General features: G+C 69.4%; 16 protein-coding genes. 7 read left to right on the top strand and 9 right to left on the bottom strand.

What is annotated here, in order from left to right:
- Positions 1–143 precede the first annotated feature (143 nt).
- On the bottom strand, positions 144–1,037 hold the full coding sequence (locus ACO1BU_RS19445) for a LysR family transcriptional regulator (RefSeq protein ID WP_424137617.1): 894 nt from the start codon (positions 1,035–1,037) through the stop codon (positions 144–146).
- Between the two features lie 106 nt (positions 1,038–1,143).
- On the opposite strand from ACO1BU_RS19445, the gene ACO1BU_RS19450 reads away from it, so the two are divergent.
- Both ACO1BU_RS19450 and ACO1BU_RS19455 read left to right on the top strand, forming a co-directional pair.
- Entirely contained in the window at positions 1,144–2,013 is an 870-nt protein-coding gene (locus tag ACO1BU_RS19450; RefSeq protein ID WP_424137618.1) for an NmrA/HSCARG family protein, read from the top strand.
- A gap of 41 nt (positions 2,014–2,054) precedes the next feature.
- Entirely contained in the window at positions 2,055–2,528 is a 474-nt protein-coding gene (locus ACO1BU_RS19455; protein ID WP_424137619.1) for an AtaL-like protein, read from the top strand.
- A gap of 298 nt (positions 2,529–2,826) precedes the next feature.
- On the opposite strand, the gene ACO1BU_RS19460 is transcribed toward ACO1BU_RS19455, so the two are convergent.
- The gene (locus tag ACO1BU_RS19460; protein WP_424137620.1) at positions 2,827–3,855 is read right to left on the bottom strand and encodes a Bug family tripartite tricarboxylate transporter substrate binding protein; all 1,029 of its coding nucleotides are present in this window, start codon (positions 3,853–3,855) and stop codon (positions 2,827–2,829) included.
- Between the two features lie 119 nt (positions 3,856–3,974).
- Here ACO1BU_RS19460 and ACO1BU_RS19465 point away from each other — a divergent pair, with 119 nt between their 5' ends.
- The 3 genes from ACO1BU_RS19465 (at position 3,975) to ACO1BU_RS19475 (ending at position 6,804) form a co-directional block, all read left to right on the top strand.
- The gene (locus tag ACO1BU_RS19465) at positions 3,975–4,445 is read left to right on the top strand and encodes an Lrp/AsnC family transcriptional regulator (RefSeq protein WP_424137621.1); all 471 of its coding nucleotides are present in this window, start codon (positions 3,975–3,977) and stop codon (positions 4,443–4,445) included.
- 68 nt (positions 4,446–4,513) lie between these two features.
- Positions 4,514–5,188, top strand: a complete 675-nt coding sequence (rpe, locus tag ACO1BU_RS19470) for a ribulose-phosphate 3-epimerase (RefSeq protein WP_424137622.1) — start codon at positions 4,514–4,516, stop codon at positions 5,186–5,188.
- Entirely contained in the window at positions 5,185–6,804 is a 1,620-nt protein-coding gene (locus ACO1BU_RS19475) for a heparinase II/III family protein (RefSeq protein WP_424137623.1), read from the top strand. Before rpe ends, ACO1BU_RS19475 begins: the two co-directional genes overlap by 4 nt.
- Before the next feature lie 176 nt (positions 6,805–6,980).
- Here ACO1BU_RS19475 and ACO1BU_RS19480 read toward each other — a convergent pair whose 3' ends face one another.
- From ACO1BU_RS19480 to ACO1BU_RS19510, 7 genes are all read right to left on the bottom strand, one after another.
- A complete protein-coding gene (locus ACO1BU_RS19480; RefSeq protein WP_424137624.1) occupies positions 6,981–8,090 on the bottom strand; it encodes an ABC transporter substrate-binding protein in 1,110 nt (369 codons plus the stop codon).
- 46 nt (positions 8,091–8,136) lie between these two features.
- Entirely contained in the window at positions 8,137–8,871 is a 735-nt protein-coding gene (locus ACO1BU_RS19485) for an SDR family NAD(P)-dependent oxidoreductase (protein ID WP_424137625.1), read from the bottom strand.
- 62 nt (positions 8,872–8,933) lie between these two features.
- Positions 8,934–9,566, bottom strand: a complete 633-nt coding sequence (locus ACO1BU_RS19490; protein ID WP_424137626.1) for a DUF1345 domain-containing protein — start codon at positions 9,564–9,566, stop codon at positions 8,934–8,936.
- A complete protein-coding gene (locus ACO1BU_RS19495; RefSeq protein WP_424137627.1) occupies positions 9,563–10,348 on the bottom strand; it encodes a (Fe-S)-binding protein in 786 nt (261 codons plus the stop codon). Before ACO1BU_RS19495 ends, ACO1BU_RS19490 begins: the two co-directional genes overlap by 4 nt.
- Before the next feature lie 59 nt (positions 10,349–10,407).
- Positions 10,408–11,025, bottom strand: coding sequence for a dephospho-CoA kinase (gene coaE, locus ACO1BU_RS19500; protein WP_424137628.1), 618 nt, complete (start codon positions 11,023–11,025; stop codon positions 10,408–10,410).
- Entirely contained in the window at positions 11,022–11,882 is an 861-nt protein-coding gene (locus ACO1BU_RS19505; RefSeq protein WP_424137671.1) for a shikimate dehydrogenase, read from the bottom strand. Before ACO1BU_RS19505 ends, coaE begins: the two co-directional genes overlap by 4 nt.
- A gap of 101 nt (positions 11,883–11,983) precedes the next feature.
- The gene (locus ACO1BU_RS19510) at positions 11,984–12,895 is read right to left on the bottom strand and encodes an AraC family transcriptional regulator (protein ID WP_424137629.1); all 912 of its coding nucleotides are present in this window, start codon (positions 12,893–12,895) and stop codon (positions 11,984–11,986) included.
- 201 nt (positions 12,896–13,096) lie between these two features.
- Between ACO1BU_RS19510 and ACO1BU_RS19515 the strand changes: the two genes are divergently transcribed.
- Both ACO1BU_RS19515 and gshB read left to right on the top strand, forming a co-directional pair.
- Positions 13,097–13,831, top strand: coding sequence for an SDR family oxidoreductase (locus ACO1BU_RS19515; protein WP_424137630.1), 735 nt, complete (start codon positions 13,097–13,099; stop codon positions 13,829–13,831).
- A gap of 90 nt (positions 13,832–13,921) precedes the next feature.
- The gene (gshB, locus tag ACO1BU_RS19520; RefSeq protein WP_424137631.1) at positions 13,922–14,869 is read left to right on the top strand and encodes a glutathione synthase; all 948 of its coding nucleotides are present in this window, start codon (positions 13,922–13,924) and stop codon (positions 14,867–14,869) included.
- The last annotated feature ends 53 nt before the right edge of the window (positions 14,870–14,922 follow it).

The raw sequence follows: 14,922 nt of genomic DNA on the forward strand, positions 1-14,922 counted from the left end.
TGCAGTCGGAAGCGGCAATTCCGCTTTCCGGAAGAACGGCCCGGAAGGCGGCCATAGGGATCCCAAAACGCTTCGGGCGGCCTTCCGGCGGAACACGGCCGCGGTCAGGAACGGGGCGGAGGACACCCGCCCACCCGGCCTCCTCAGTCCCCGATATAGGCCGCTAGCTCGTCAGGAGTTCCCTTCGGGAAGGCCTCCTTCAGGTGGTCGAGAAAGGCGGAGACACGCGCGCTTAGCAGCCGCCGGGACGGGTAGAGCGTCCACAGGGCGATGTCCGGCCCGTTCGCATCACCCCAGTGCACCAGCTTTCCGGCCGCAAGATCGCGGCTTACAAGCGATACCGGAAGGCGCCCGGCACCGACGCCCGCCCGGACCGCGTCGCGGACCATGATGAGCGACGACAGGCCGAGAACGGCGTCGGCCGTGATGCTCGAAGGACCGTCCGGCGTCACCACACTCCAGGATGAGATCCGGTCACCCAGGCCGCGCACGACCGCCGGAACGGCCGAACCATCCGCCGGCCGGGCAAGCGCCGGGCTCGCCACCACGACCAGCCGGTCACGCAGGAAGACCCGCCCGACCAGGCTCTCATCCGGATCCGGATTCACGCGGATGACGAGGTCATACCCTTCCTCCACCATGTCCACCTCCCGGTCCTCCGTCGTGACCTCCAGCCGGACCTCCGGGTGTTTCAGCGCGAACTCCGCCGCCAGCTTTCCCATCGCGATCTGGGAGAAGAGCAGCGGCGCGCTGATCCGCAGCCGGCCCTTTGGCCTGTTCACGCCCGACGCGATGGCCGCCGCCGCCTCGTCCAGTTCGGTGAGCAACGCCCCTGTGCGCTCGTAGAGCGCCCGTCCTTCCTGCGTCAGCTTGAGGGCGCGCGCGCCGCGCTCGAAGAGGCGCAGGTCGAGGCTGCTCTCCAGCTCTGCAACCCGGCGGGACAGGGTCGCCTTCGGGCGCCCTGTGGCGCGCGCGGCCCGGCCAAACCCCTCATGCCGGGCGACCAGGTTGAAGTCGGCCAGGGCAAGCAGATCCATGTGTTCCACCAGAGAGACATACCGTCCAAAACTAGCGTCTACTGGCCCGCGAGTGGATCGCTAATTTCCGGGACGCCCCTTGGCACCCATTCAGGAGCGATCCCCAATGACCATCCTCGTCACCGGCGCGACCGGCACCGTCGGCCGCCATGTCGTCCAGCAGCTCGTCAGCCGCAGCGCCGAAATCCGCGCACTCGTCCGCGATCCCGCGAAGGCGAACCTCCCCGCAGGCGTCAACCTGGTGCGGGGCGACCTGCTCGACGTCGCCTCCCTGCGCGGCGCGCTCTCGGGCGTCTCGACCCTCTTCCTGCTCAACGCCGTCGTGCCAGACGAATTCTCCCAGGCCCTGATCGCGCTCAACCTCGCCAGGGAGGCCGGCATCCAGCGGATCGTCTATCTCTCCGTCATCCACGCCGACCTCTACGTGAACGTGCCGCATTTCGCGGGCAAGTTCGGCGTCGAGCGGATGATCGAGCGGATGGGCCTCAACGCCACCATCCTGCGCCCCGCCTACTTCATGCAGAACGAACTCATGATCAGGGACGTGGTGCTCGACCACGGCGTCTACCCCATGCCGATCGGCGGCAAGGGGCTCGCCATGATCGACGCGCGCGACATCGGCGAGATCGCGGCGGTCGAGCTGATCCGCCGCGAACGCGCCGCCACGCCGCTTCCGTCGGACCGCATCAACCTGGTCGGCCCCGAGACGCTGACCGGAGCGGATGTCGCCGCCATCTGGTCGGAGGTCCTCGGGCGCCCGGTCACCTACGGCGGCGACGACACCGCCGGGTTCGAACAGAACCTCAGCCAGTTCATGCCGGGCTGGATGGCCTACGACATGCGCCTGATGAGCGAGCGCTTCCTCACCGAAGGGATGCTGCCCGAGGCCGGTGACGTGGAGCGCCTGACCGCGCTGCTGGGCCGCCCCCTGCGCTCTTACCGCAGCTTCGCCGCCGAGGTCGCCGCCTCGGCCTAGCGCCCGGGCGACATGCAACACCCACGACAAGGAACATCATCATGATCTACTCGGCCGCCACCGTCCCGGTGAACCCGGAAGGCGAGAACGCGCTGACCCGCACGCAGGTCTGGGAAGGGCTGGTCCTCAAGGCCCGCGACGCCCGCCTTTTCCTTCCGCCTAACTTCTGCACCCGCTGCGAGGTCGTGGAGGAGAGCGCGACGCACATCGTGCGTGAGGCCACGATCGCCGGCCAGGACCTGCGCGAGATCATCACCTTCGAGCCGCAGGGCAAGGTCACCTTCTTCCAGGCGACCGGCCCGCGCGAGGGCGCCATCGTGAACGAGCTCTTCGAGGACGAGGCCGGCGCGCTCCAGCTCCGGTTCTACTGCTACCTCGGGCTACGCGGCAGGGAGCCGAACGGTCCCGAGGAGAGGGCCGAGCAGGTGCAGTGCGACGGCGACAGGGGTTACAGGGCCGCCCTACTGTCCACGCTCAAACGCACCCGCGAGCTGACGGCCGAGGGCCGGATCTGATTCCCGCACGGAACCCGAAGGACGGGACGGCCCTGTCGGGGCGTTCCGCGTCTCAAGGAGGCATCAGTGAACGATGCAGCATGTGAAGGCATCCCGGCCGCCTGATCGTCCACCAGGCGCTCGCACGCGGATACGAGGTTCCGCGCCCCTTCGCTCGCCCGGACGGGGAGGCGATCTGGGGGGCTGGCCGCCGCTGGGGCAAGATCCTCAGCGTGCTCAACGGAAGGAAGGTTCAGGAAGCTCAGTTTCCTGCTGGAGGGCCCAGGGAGGCGAAGCCTCCCTGGGACAACCTATCCCTTCAGTCGATCCGGGCGCCCGAGGCCCGTACGATAGCCGGCCAGCGGGCCGCCTCGGCGCGGATGAGGTTGGCGAAGTCCTGACGGCTGCCGGAGGCGAGGTCGAAGCCCTGGGCGCGCAGGGTGTCGGCCACTTCGGGCTTCGCCATCGCGGTTCGCGTCTCGCTATGGAGCCGGTTCAGGACCGGCTCCGGCGTGCCGGCGGGGGCGAGAAGGCCCTGCCAGGTCACCACCTCGAAGCCCGGGAAGCCGCTTTCCGCCACGGTCGGCACATCGGGCAGGGTGGCCGCGCGGCCGCTGCCGGTCACGGCCAGGGCGCGAATGCGGCCCCCGCGGATGTGCTCGATGGCGGCGGGCAGGGTGACCAGCAGGCTGTCGATATGGCCGGCCACCAGATCCACCACGGCGGGACCACCGCCGCGATAGGGAACATGGGTGGTCTGGAAGCCCCGGGTCTGGCCCAGCAGGATGCCGCCGAGATGGCCAATGCTGCCATTGCCCTGGCTGGCGAGGGTGAGCGTGCCGCCCATCTCCTGTGCCAGCCGGCGGTATTCCCCAAGATTCTTCGCCTCCAGCCCGTTCTTCACCACAAGGACCTGCGGCGCACGCACCAACTCGGCGATCGGGGCGAAGTCGCGCACCGGATCGAAACCGATCTTCGAGTACAGCGCGGGGTTGATGGCCAGCGGGTCGGAGCCGACGAGGATGGTGGACCCGTCGGGCTTGGCGCGCGCGACCAGTTCGAAGGCGATGTTGCTGCCGGCGCCGGTGTGGTTCTCCACCACCACAGGCTGGCCCAGTGGGGCGGTAAGGGCCCGTGCGGCGCTGCGGCCCAGAATGTCCAGGCTGCCGCCGGGGGCGACGGGCACGATCATGCGGATGGGGCGGTCGGGCCAAGCGGCAGCCTCGGCGGCCGGGTTACCGCTTTGAGCGAAGGCGGGGCGCGCCCGGGCCGGGGCGGCACCGAGCGCCAGCGGAACGGGCAGGGCGGCGGCCAGGGTCAGAAGGTGGCGGCGGGGGAGGTCGCGCATGGGCGGGCTTGGGTGCCATCGTGAAGTGAGAGATGGTTTTTCTCCACCTTCCCGGATATTCCGGCAATTGAAAGATTTTCCTCCCCTGATTATCCCTGATTGGGAGATGGATTTGGGCTATGCCTGCACCGCCGGAGTTGGACCTTATCGATCGCGAGATCCTGCGCCTGATCCAGCGCGACGCCGCCCTTTCCCTGGCGTCCATCGCGACAGAGGTCGGCCTGACCCCGACCCCCTGCTGGAAGCGCATCCGCCGGCTGGAGAAGGCCGGCATCATCACGGGGCGCGTGACCCTGCTGGACCCGGCCAAGGTCGGCCTGCCGCTCTCGGTCTTCGTCGCGCTGGAGATCGGGGATCATTCGGCTGACTGGATCGACGCCTTCGCGAAGGCTGTCGGGGCCATGCCGGAGGTGCTGGAGTGCTGGCGGATGGGTGGCGACGTGGACTACCTGCTGCGCGTGGTGGTGGAGGACATGCCGGCCTATGACGCCTTCTATCGCCGCCTGACCGCCACCGTGCCGGGGCTGCGCAATGTTACCAGCCGCTTCGCCATGGAACGGGTGAAGGGCACCACGGCATTGCCCTTGTGAACTGGCCCCGTGAGAAATGCGGCGGTCTTCGAGTTGATGCCCCCATCACGCTGCCGCATAACCCCGGCGTGACAAGCGCCGCCCGAAATCCCGTCCGCATCGCGCCCTCCCTCCTGGCTGCCGACTTCACGCGGCTGGCTGAGGAGCTGTCTGCCATCGAGGCCGCCGGCGCGGACTGGCTGCACCTCGACATCATGGACGGCCATTTCGTTCCGAACATTTCCTTCGGGCCGGCCATCGTGAAGGCGTTGCGGCCACTCAGCCGCATGCCTTTCGACGTGCATCTGATGATCGCCCCGGCCGATCCCTATCTGGCCGCCTTCGCCGAGGCCGGGGCTGACCTGATTTCCCTGCATCCCGAGGCTGGGCCGCATCTGCACCGCTCGCTCCAGACCATCCGCGGGCTCGGCAAGAAGGCCGGGGTGGTGCTGAATCCGGCCACCCCTGTGGAAAGCGTCGCCCATGTGATGGACCTGGTGGACCTGATCCTGGTGATGACGGTGAACCCGGGCTTCGGGGGACAATCCTTCCTGGAGAGCCAGTTGCCGAAAATGGCCGCGCTACGCCGGATGATCGATGCCACCGGCCGTGAGATCCACCTTCAGGTCGATGGTGGCGTAACGGCGAAGACCGCCCCCGCCTGCATCGCGGCGGGTGCCGATGTGCTGGTGGCGGGCACCGCTGTTTTCGGCGCACAGGACCGGGCTGCTGCCATCAAGGCTATCCGCGGGAGCGCCCAATGAGCGGCAACTGGCTACGCGGCGCCCGCCGCACCCTCTCCAGCCTCAAGCCCATCCGGGTGCCCGAGGCGCCCTCCCGTGCCTTCCGCGATCTCTGGCCGGGCGATGCGGTACGCGGCCAGCGCCTGATGAACGGGGAGTTGGAGGTGTCGGGCACGGTCCGGCCCCTGCCTGACGATCCCTCCGCCTTTGGTCCCGCCGCCGGAAGCCCGACCTGGCGCGCGGCGCTGCACGGCTTCGCCTGGTTGCGCGACCTGCGGGCGCTGGGCACCGATGCTGCCCGGCTGCATGCCCGCGATATCGCGCGGGCCTGGCTGGAGGCCCCGGCCGCCGATCCGGTCAGCACGACGCCCGAGGTGGTGGGCGCCCGCCTTTCCGCCTGGCTCGGGCATTGGGATTTCTTCGCCGCCACGGCGGAGGATGGGTTCCGCCGCGCCATCATGTCGCGGCTCGCCACCGATGCGCGGGCCCTTGTCGCCAGCCTGCCGGCCGAAGCACGCCACCGGGGCGCCCTGGTGGCACTGAAGGGCGCCCTCGCCGCTGCCGTGGCGCTTGAGGATGAGCCCTGGCTGACCCGCTGCCTCAAGGTCCTGCCCGCCGAGATCGATCGCCAGATCCTGCCGGATGGCGCGCATGTGGAGCGTAGCCCGGGGGTCCTGCTGCTCGCCTTGCAGGATCTGATCGAGATCCGGAACCTCCTCCACGGCGCCGGGATCGAGGCACCGCCGCATCTGGCCCATGCGCTGGACCGCGCCGCGCCGGCGCTGCGCCTGTTCCGGCACGGAGATGGCGGACTGGCTGCCTTCAACGGCACGCGGGAGGAGACGGCGAACCTGCTCGATCTCGTCCTGACCCAGGCCCAGGCCCGCGGCCGGGCGCCGCTGATCCTCGGCGATGCCGGGTTCCAGCGGCTCCAGGCCGGGCGCACCCTTGTCATCGCCGATTGCGGTCCGCCCCCAGCCAGGGGTGGGGGTCTCGGCCCGGGCGGGCTCTCGCGCGGCGCCGACCGGCAGCATCATGCCGGCACCCTGTCCTTCGAGATGTCGATCGGCCGCGACCGGCTGATCGTGAACTGCGGCGCCGCTCCGGCCGCCGAGGGAGCCTGGCGCGACGCGCTGCGCGCCACCGCCGCCCATTCCACCCTGACCCTCGCCGATACCAACAGCAGTGAGTTGACTGAGGACGGCCTGGGCCGCCGCCCGGAGCATGTCGAGGCCGAGCGCCACGAGGCGAGCGGCGCCCAATGGCTGGAAGCCACGCATGACGGCTGGAAGAAGAGCCTCGGCGCCATCCACCGCCGCCGCCTCTACCTCGCGGAATCCGGGGACGACCTGCGGGGCGAGGACATCGTGGAAGCGGAGGAGCCGCCCGCCTTCACCGTTCGCTTCCACCTCCACCCCTCCGTGACCGCCACGCTGCAGGAAGACGGGATCTCCGTGCTGCTGCGCCTTCCCTCCGGCGCCGCCTGGCGCCTGCGTGCGCGGGGAGGCCGGGTTTCCGTGGAGGACAGCGTTCAGATGTTCGGCGAGGCCAAGCCGACCACCCAGGTGGCGGTCGCGGCAGAGGCTGGGTCGGGCAGCGTGCAGTGGGCGATCGGGCGCATCGCGGCGGAAGGATAGGCGGCCCGGGAAGGCCTTGCCTTCCCCGGACCCCTTTTATCGGAAAGCATGATGTTCCCCGGGCCTCACCATCGGCTTGGCCGGTGATCCGGGGCTTCGCCGAGGGTCAATAACCCTCGGCGGCGCCTGGTGTCCCCCTTCACGGACTGAGAGGATTGCGGGCCATGCGCCCCGCCTTACCCCGTCACCAAGTCCACATACCGCGCCAGAACATCCTGGTAGTTCTTCGCATACCACTCGATGCCGTAGGGGACCTGCACTCGGGCGTTTTCGGGGTCGGTCGGGTTGAAGGGCTTCAAGTCGGGCGGCACTAGCGCGGCGGCGGCCGGGTTTACGGGGCCATTGCCGAGCAGCTTAAGCAGTTCGACCTGGCCGGCCGGTTCCTGCATCGAGCGAATCAAGCGGAAGGCGTCCTTGCCGGCCGGGTTGCCCTTCGGCACGGTCCAGACGGAGGGTTGGAGAACGCCCTCGTTCCACGTGAAACGGATGCGGCCCTGCGTCTCGCGCTGGAGCAGCGTGGCGCGTGTATTCCAGAGCAGGCCCATTACCGCATCGCCCTGGCGCATGATCTGCTGGCTGTCGGAGCCACTGCCCCAATAGACAGTCTGCGGGCGGATCGCCCGGATCTTGCGGAAGGCCCGGTCGACATCGAGCGGGTAGAGCTTGTCCGCCGGAACGCCATCAGCGAGCAGCGCCGCTTCCAGCATGCCCTGCGGGTCCCGGCGCAGCATGCGGGGGCCCGGGAAGTCGCGCAGGTTCCAGAAATCGGCCATCTTCGTCGGCGTACGGCCGCCAAAAGCGCGCGTATCCCAGGCCAGCACCACGCTGAAGGTATAGGCGCCGACAGCATAGCGGTGGGACAGGCCGGGCATGTCGAGATTCCTGTCGACGATGGAGTAGTCTATCTCCTCCAGCAGCCCGTCGGCGCCCAGGAAGTGGCTGGCGCCCACCGCTGTATCCAGCACGTCCAGGGTCACCTTGCCCGACTGCACCATGGAGCGAATGCGGCCGGGACTGGGGCCGGCGCCGTCCTGGCCGAAGCGGAGGCCGGTCGCGCGTTCGAAGGGCTCGCCGAAGGCCTTGCGGAAGGCGACGGAGCCGTCGCCGCCCCAGTCGGCCAATACCACCTCGCGCGTCTGGGCCGTCGCAGGGCGGGTCGTGCCGAGCACTGCCGCAACGCCGAGCGCGGACAAGCCGCGCAGCAGATCGCGTCGCTCTGGTTCCGCCTCCGCCGCCTTCATGGCCAGGATCGCCGCGCAGTCTTCCTGGAATGCCGGATCGTTCACGCTGCTACCTCCATGTTGTCGGTTCGGGTGAGGTGCGGCGCCCGTGTCAGCGAGCGGTGTAGCCGCCATCGACGACGAGATTCGCGCCGGTCATGAAAGAGGAATCCTCGGAGGCCAGGAACAGCGCCGCTGCCGCGATCTCCTCCGGTCGGCCCAGCCGGCCCATGGGATAGAGGGGGGCGAGCGCGGTCTCGGCCGCTTCGGCGCTTCCGAAACGGGAAAGAAGCCGGTCCGTCACCACTGCGCCCGGGGAGAGTGCGTTCACGCGGATGCCCTGCTCCGCATGGTCTAGCGCCAGCACGCGCGCGAGCTGGATGAGACCAGCCTTGGAAGAGCTGTAGGCGGAGCGGCCCTTCGCGCCGACCACGCCGATTTCCGAGCAGATATGGACGATGCTGCCCCCGCCGGCTGCCAGCAAATGCGGGATGCAGCAGCGCGAGGCGTGGTAGGCACCGGTGAGGTTCACGCGGATCGCGTGCTCCCATTCGTCCGGCGGCAGGTCAGTGACGGGCCCGATGCGTGTCAGCGCGGCGGCGGCGTTGATCATCGCATCCAGCCCGCCGAGATGGGCCGTCGCCTGCTCCACAACGGTCCTGACGGCCTCGCCATCCGCGATGTCGCAGCGCAGGTCCAGGAGATCCACAGGCAGGCCGCCGGCCGGTGCCTGAAGATCGGCATTGGCGAGCCGCGCGCCTTCCTTGGCGAAGCGCTGCAGGATCGTAAGGCCGATGCCTGCGCTGCCGCCGAAGACGAGAACACGCTTGTCGCGCAAACGGCTCATGTCACCCTCACCCAGCCGGTTGATAGCACCCGCTGCGTCAGGTGAGGTCAAGCAAGACCCGCTTATCCGACCAGTGCCGCCGCCAGGTTCACCGCCGCCGCGACCACCACGGCGTTGAACAGAAAGGCGAGCAGGCCGTGCCCGAGCACCAGCCGCCGCATGCCGGCCGAGCGCGTCGTTACATCCGACACCTGCGCCGTCATGCCGACCGTCATGGCGAAGTACAGGAATTCCGGGAAGTCCGGCTGGTCGTTCCCCGGGAAGTCCAGGCCGCTGCCGCGCAGCCAATGCGCGTGGGCGTAGTGATGGGCGAAAAGCACCTGCACGAAGAGCCAGGAGATCATCACCGTGCCGCCAGCCAGGATGGCGGCCTGGTTTGCGCCGGGCGTGCCCTTCGTCGCGGCCAGATCCGCACCCACCGCGACAAGTGAGACAAGGGCGGCAGCCACGCAGAGAAGGAGGATCGTCCACTGGTCCTCGTCCAACCGCGCCGCCCGTTCCTGCAGGGTCTTGGGTGAGGCATTCCACAGCCAGGCCAGGATCGCGGCCGCATAGGTCACGGCCGCGGCATCCCAGGCGAGGAGCGCGGCGGTCGTGCCGCGTGTGCCCAGCAGCCAGGCCAGGGCCCATCCCGCCGCCCCGGCCGCCAATGCCCCGATCAGGATGGGGCGGCGGCTGAGGCGGGGGAGGATCACCGGTGCGGTTCCGTCGCCTCGCCGATTGGGGGCACTTCGGCAGTCATGCCGGCCAGCACCTCGGCCACGTGGCGCACATGCACCTCGCTGTTCTCGCGCTTCAGGCGGCCGGCCATGTTCAGCAGGCAGCCCATATCGCCCGCCAGCAGCGTGTCGGCCCCGGTGGCGCGGATATCGGCCGCCTTGTCCGTGACCATGCGGGTGGAGATGTCGGGATACTTCACGCAGAAGGTGCCGCCGAAGCCGCAGCACAGCTCGGGCTCCGCCAGTTCCTTCAGCGTCAGGCCGGGCACCTTGGCCAGCAGCCGGCGGGGCTGTGCCTTCACGCCCAGTTCCCGCAGGCCGGAGCAGGAATCGTGATAGGCCACGACGCCGTCATAGGGTTGCCGGGGCGTGTCCAGGCCCATGACATCGCCCAGGAAGCTGGTCAGCTCGTAAGTTCGCGCGGCCAGGGCCTCGGCACGGCCGCGATAGTCCGGGTCGTCCCCGAACAGGCTGGGATAGTGGTGGGCGATCATGCCGGCGCAGGAGCCGGACGGGGCCACCACGTAATCGTAGCCCAGGAAGGCATCGATCACCGGCCGGGCGAGCTCCTTGGCCGTCGCGCGGTCGCCGGCATTATAGGCGGGCTGGCCGCAGCAGGTCTGGGTGGACGGCACTTCCACCAGGCAGCCGGCCTCTTCCAGGAGCCTGATCGCCGCGAAGCCGACGGTGGGGCGGTACAAGTCCACCAGGCAGGTGACGAAGAGCGCGACGCGCGGCTTGGGCTTGGTCTCGGACATCGCGTGCAGGATAGCCCGGCGGCGCCTTGGACGGAACGGTGGGCGCAGCGGTCCCAGGATCAGAGGGGGCCGCGATCCATCGCGCCGCCTTGGGCCATCAGCCGCCGCACCGCCCGCTGCGCGTGGTGCCGGGACAGGCCGGTATGGATCAGGTGATCCGCGCGCTGCCGGCGCAGGCTGTCCGGCACCTGGCGGGCGAGGATGGCCTTCAGCCGTTCCTCCGTCATGCCGGGGCGGCGCAGGACACGGGCACGCTGGGTGGCGGCGGGGGCGGTGACGACGACCACCTCGTCCACCCGGCGCTCGCCACCGGTCTCGAAGAGAAGGGGAATGTCCAGCACGGCGAGCCGGGCGCCCCGGCGACGGGCGGCGGCAAGGAAGCGGCGCTCCTCCCGGCGGACCAGCGGGTGGACGATGGCCTCCAGCCGGTTCAGCGCGGCGTCATGGCCGAGCACGGCGCGGCGAAGGGCCTCCCGGTCCACCATCGGGCCGAGGGGTGTCGGGCGGGTGGTGCCGGGGAAGGCGGCTTCGATAGGGCGGACGGCGGCACCGTTCGGGCCCTGGAGGCGGTGCACGGCGGCATCCGCATCGAAGACAGGCACACCCAGGCGGCGGAAGGTGTTGGCGGCGGTGGACTTGCCCATGCCGATGCCGCCGGTCAGCGCCCAGATCTTCATGCGCGCGGGATGTCCGAGGCGACGAAGGCGCGCAGCTCGGCATCCACCACCGGCATTTCCCCGAACCAGGCCTGGAATCCGCGGCGCCCCTGGTGGAGGAGCATGCCAAGCCCATCCACCGCCGCGAGGCCGCGGGCGCGGGCGGCGGCCAGGAGTGGGGTTTCCAGCGGGACATAGACGATATCCGCCACCACCGCCGTGGCGGGCAGGGGGGTAAGATCGATCTGCAGCGGCGGCTGCCCCTGCATGCCCTGGCTGGTGGTGTTCACCAGCAGGGCGGCGTTCTCCAGCGGGGGTGTGGTGGCGACTTCGATGGCGGCGCCATGGTTTGAGAGTTCACGCGCAAGGGCCTCGGCGCGGGCAGGGCTGCGGTTGACCAGGGTAAGGGCGGTGCAGCCGGCGGAGAGCAGGGCGTGCGCCACCGCACGGGCGCCGCCGCCGGCGCCGAGGATGACGGCCGGTCCGGCCTCGGGCCGGAAGGCCGGGGCCTGTTCGCGCAGGCTTTCGATGAAGCCCCAGCCATCGGTGTTCCAGCCCTCGATGCGGCCATCCTCGTGGAAAACCAGGGTGTTCACGGCGCCGATGCGGCGGGCCTGGTCCTCCACGATGTCGCAGGCGGCGAAGGCGGCCTCCTTATGGGGGAGCGTGACATTGGCCCCCCGGAAGCCCAGGGCGGCAAGGGCGCGGATCGCGGTGGCGAAGTTCGCGGGTTCCACGGGCAGGGGGACATAGGCGCCATCAATGCCATGGCGGGCCAGCCAGAAGCCGTGCAGACGCGGGGAGCGGGAATGGGCGACGGGCCAACCAAGAATGCCCGCGAGCCGTGTCTTGCCAGTATGGGTATGGGGCGCCTGCATGAGGGTGCCATAGCCGATACGGGGCGCGGCGTCAGGCAGGACAGGCACTTGCGGTCCTGCGGGGTGGCGGCTTCCGCCGGGGCACCGGCGCGGAGGGCGGATCAGGCGGCGGATACGGCCAGATCCTCGCGCCGCCGGGCGAGGTCGCGGAGGCTCGCCACGTCGCGCATCGGGGGCGCGCCGAAGAGGCGGGCATATTCGCGGCTGAACTGGGAAGGGCTGCCGTAACCGACCTCGTGGCCCGCGCTGGCGGCGTCCATCGCGCGGCTGAGGATGAGACGTCGGGCTTCCTGCAGGCGCAGCTGTTTCTGGTACTGCAGCGGGCTCAGGCCCGTCACGGCCCGGAAATGCTCATGCAGGGCAGAGGTGCTCATCCCGGCCTCGGCGGCGATCTCGGCGATGGCGATCGGCTCGGCGAAGTCACGGCGGATGCGCTGGATGGCGCGACCGATGCGGCGGAGATGGCTGTCGGGAAAGGCGATCTGGCGGAGGCGGGCGAGCTGTTCGCCGGAGAGGGCGCGGTAGAGGAGCTCGCGCTCGGCCAACGGGGCGAGGATCGCGGCGTCGCGCGGGGTGTCGAGCAGGCGGAGGAGCCGGATGGCAGCATCCGTGATCTCGGCCGTCATGCGGCTAAGGGCCAGGCCCGGGCCGGGGTGGGTGGCGGCGGCGGGCGCTGCCTCGAGGATCAGGGCGCCGAGTGCAGTGGGATCGAGATCCAGGCGTAGGCAGAGATAGGGGGTTTCGGGACTGGCCTCGACGACCTGGCCGATGATGGGGAGGTCCACCGAGGCGGCCAGGTAGCAGGTACGGTCATACTCGAAGACCTGGCCGCCGAGGGTGACCTGCTTGCGGCCCTGGGCCACGAAGCACAAGGCGGGCTGCTGCAGCGCATGGAGAGGCTCTGTCGGGCGCCCGATGCGGATCAGGCTGACCCGCGGGATCGGGGTGGGATGGATACCGTCCTTGCCGGCGAATCGATCAATGAGGGCAGCGAGTTCGTTCAGCCGGTCCATCCTCCGTATCTCCTTTTCGTCTGGCTTTCCCAAGAATGACCGATGGGCGTTAGCAGGTCACCCTGCCCGGGGCTGTCGATGGGCAGGTCTGGAGGATCAGGCAAGGATTGCGGAGGGCTGGTCTACCGCTCCGGCGGCGGAACCGCCGATGGTCTGCCCCGGCGGCCCGGGATGTTCGGGCCTCAGAAGGAGATGCAGGCCATGTCCGGTGTGGAAACGAAGGTGGTGGCCATCACAGGGGCCAGCAGCGGGATCGGCGAGGCGACGGCGCGGCTGTTGGCCGCGCGGGGCGCGAAGGTGGTCATCGGGGCGCGGCGGACGGAGCGGCTGGAGACCCTGGCGGGGGAGATCAACTGGGCCGGGGGAACGGCGCGGTTCCGGGCGCTGGATGTGACACGGCACGATGACATGGAAGCCTTCATCGGCTTCGCGTGCCAGGAATTCGGGCGGGTGGACGTGATCGTGAACAATGCCGGGGTCATGCCCCTTTCGCCACTGGACGCGCTTAAGGTCGAGGAATGGGACCGGATGATCGACGTGAACATCCGCGGCGTGCTGCATGGCATCGCGGCCGGGCTACCGGTGATGAGGGCGCAGGGCTACGGGCATTTCGTGAACCTGTCCTCCATCGGCGGGCATGTGGTGAGCCCGACGGCGGCGGTGTACTGCGCCACGAAGTTCGCGGTGCGCGCGATTTCGGAGGGGCTGCGGCAGGAGACGGACCAGATCCGGGTCACCGTGATCTCGCCAGGGGTGACGGAATCCGAGCTGGCCGGGACGATCACGGATCCCAGGGCGGCGCGGGCCATGGAGGCGTATCGGCGCATCGCCATTGCGCCGGAGGCGGTCGCCCGGGCCATCGCTTTCGCGGTGGAGCAGCCCGACGACGTGGATGTCAGCGAGGTGATCGTGCGGCCGGTGGCCAGCCCCCACTGACGCGGCGGGGCCAGGGGGCGTCCTGCCCCCTGGCGTCCTGCCGCGAGGAATGCCACCAACACGGCCGAACGCGATCACGGATGGACGGCCATGGCGAAGACCTTGCGGGTGGCGGTGCAGATGGACCCGATGGAGAGCATCGGGATTGAGGGCGACAGCACCTTCGCCCTGATGTTGGAAGCCCAGGCGCGCGGCCACGCGCTTTGGCATTATCATGTCCGCGACCTGGCGCTTTCGGGCGGGCGCGTGACGGCCTGGGCGCATCCGGTGGAGGTGCGGCGGGTGAAGGGGGACCACTTCACCTTCGGGCCCGAGCTGGAGCTGGACCTGGGCAAGGATGTGGATGTGGTGCTGATGCGCCAGGACCCGCCCTTCGACATGGCCTATATCACGGCCACCCATATCCTGGAGCATATCCACCCGAAGACGCTGGTGGTGAACGATCCGGGCCATGTGCGGAACGCGCCGGAAAAGCTCTTCGTCACCCATTTCCCGGATCTGATGCCGGAGACGCTGGTGACGGCCGACCGGCGGCGCATCGCGCGCTTCCGCGAGAAGCACGGGGACATCATTATCAAGCCGCTTTTCGGCAATGGCGGCGCCGGTGTGTTCCACCTGCGGCCGGACGATCCGAACATGAACTCGCTGATCGAGATGTTCACCGAACGCTCGCGCGAGCCGCTGGTGATCCAGAAATACGTGCCCGCCGTGCGGCAGGGGGACAAGCGCATCATCCTGGTGGATGGCGAGGCGATGGGCGCGATCAACCGCGTGCCGGCGGAAGGCGAGGCGCGGTCCAACATGCATGTCGGCGGCAAGGCGGTACAGACCACGCTGACGGACCGCGAGAAGGAGATCTGCGCGGCCATCGGGCCGGAGCTGAAGAAGCGCGGAATGATCTTCGTAGGGATCGATGTGATCGGGGGCTACCTGACCGAGATCAACGTGACCTCACCCACGGGCCTTCAGGAAGTGGCGCGCTTCGACGGCGTTCACCTGGAAAAGGCCATCTGGGACGTGATCGAGGCGAAGAGATAAAAAAGGCCGGGGAGAAGGAGTTCTCCCCGGACCTCATCTTCCTCTGCGGGGCA

Origin of the sequence: Roseomonas chloroacetimidivorans (assembly GCF_049629625.1) — a bacterium.
Taxonomy (GTDB): Bacteria; Pseudomonadota; Alphaproteobacteria; order Acetobacterales; family Acetobacteraceae; genus Roseomonas; species Roseomonas chloroacetimidivorans.

Bases quoted from the DNA above. Each gene is read 5' to 3' on its own strand.
- ACO1BU_RS19455 (WP_424137619.1), top strand. From the start codon at position 2,055: ATGATCTACTCGGCCGCCACCGTCCCGGTGAACCCGGAAGGCGAGAAC.
- ACO1BU_RS19475 (WP_424137623.1), top strand. From the start codon at position 5,185: ATGAGCGGCAACTGGCTACGCGGCGCCCGCCGCACCCTCTCCAGCCTC.
- ACO1BU_RS19495 (WP_424137627.1), bottom strand. From the start codon at position 10,348: ATGTCCGAGACCAAGCCCAAGCCGCGCGTCGCGCTCTTCGTCACCTGC.
- ACO1BU_RS19515 (WP_424137630.1), top strand. From the start codon at position 13,097: ATGTCCGGTGTGGAAACGAAGGTGGTGGCCATCACAGGGGCCAGCAGC.
- ACO1BU_RS19485 (WP_424137625.1), bottom strand. From the start codon at position 8,871: ATGAGCCGTTTGCGCGACAAGCGTGTTCTCGTCTTCGGCGGCAGCGCA.
- ACO1BU_RS19460 (WP_424137620.1), bottom strand. From the start codon at position 3,855: ATGCGCGACCTCCCCCGCCGCCACCTTCTGACCCTGGCCGCCGCCCTG.
- ACO1BU_RS19505 (WP_424137671.1), bottom strand. From the start codon at position 11,882: ATGCAGGCGCCCCATACCCATACTGGCAAGACACGGCTCGCGGGCATT.
- ACO1BU_RS19510 (WP_424137629.1), bottom strand. From the start codon at position 12,895: ATGGACCGGCTGAACGAACTCGCTGCCCTCATTGATCGATTCGCCGGC.
- ACO1BU_RS19465 (WP_424137621.1), top strand. From the start codon at position 3,975: ATGCCTGCACCGCCGGAGTTGGACCTTATCGATCGCGAGATCCTGCGC.
- ACO1BU_RS19450 (WP_424137618.1), top strand. From the start codon at position 1,144: ATGACCATCCTCGTCACCGGCGCGACCGGCACCGTCGGCCGCCATGTC.
- coaE (WP_424137628.1), bottom strand. From the start codon at position 11,025: ATGAAGATCTGGGCGCTGACCGGCGGCATCGGCATGGGCAAGTCCACC.
- gshB (WP_424137631.1), top strand. From the start codon at position 13,922: ATGGCGAAGACCTTGCGGGTGGCGGTGCAGATGGACCCGATGGAGAGC.
- ACO1BU_RS19445 (WP_424137617.1), bottom strand. From the start codon at position 1,037: ATGGATCTGCTTGCCCTGGCCGACTTCAACCTGGTCGCCCGGCATGAG.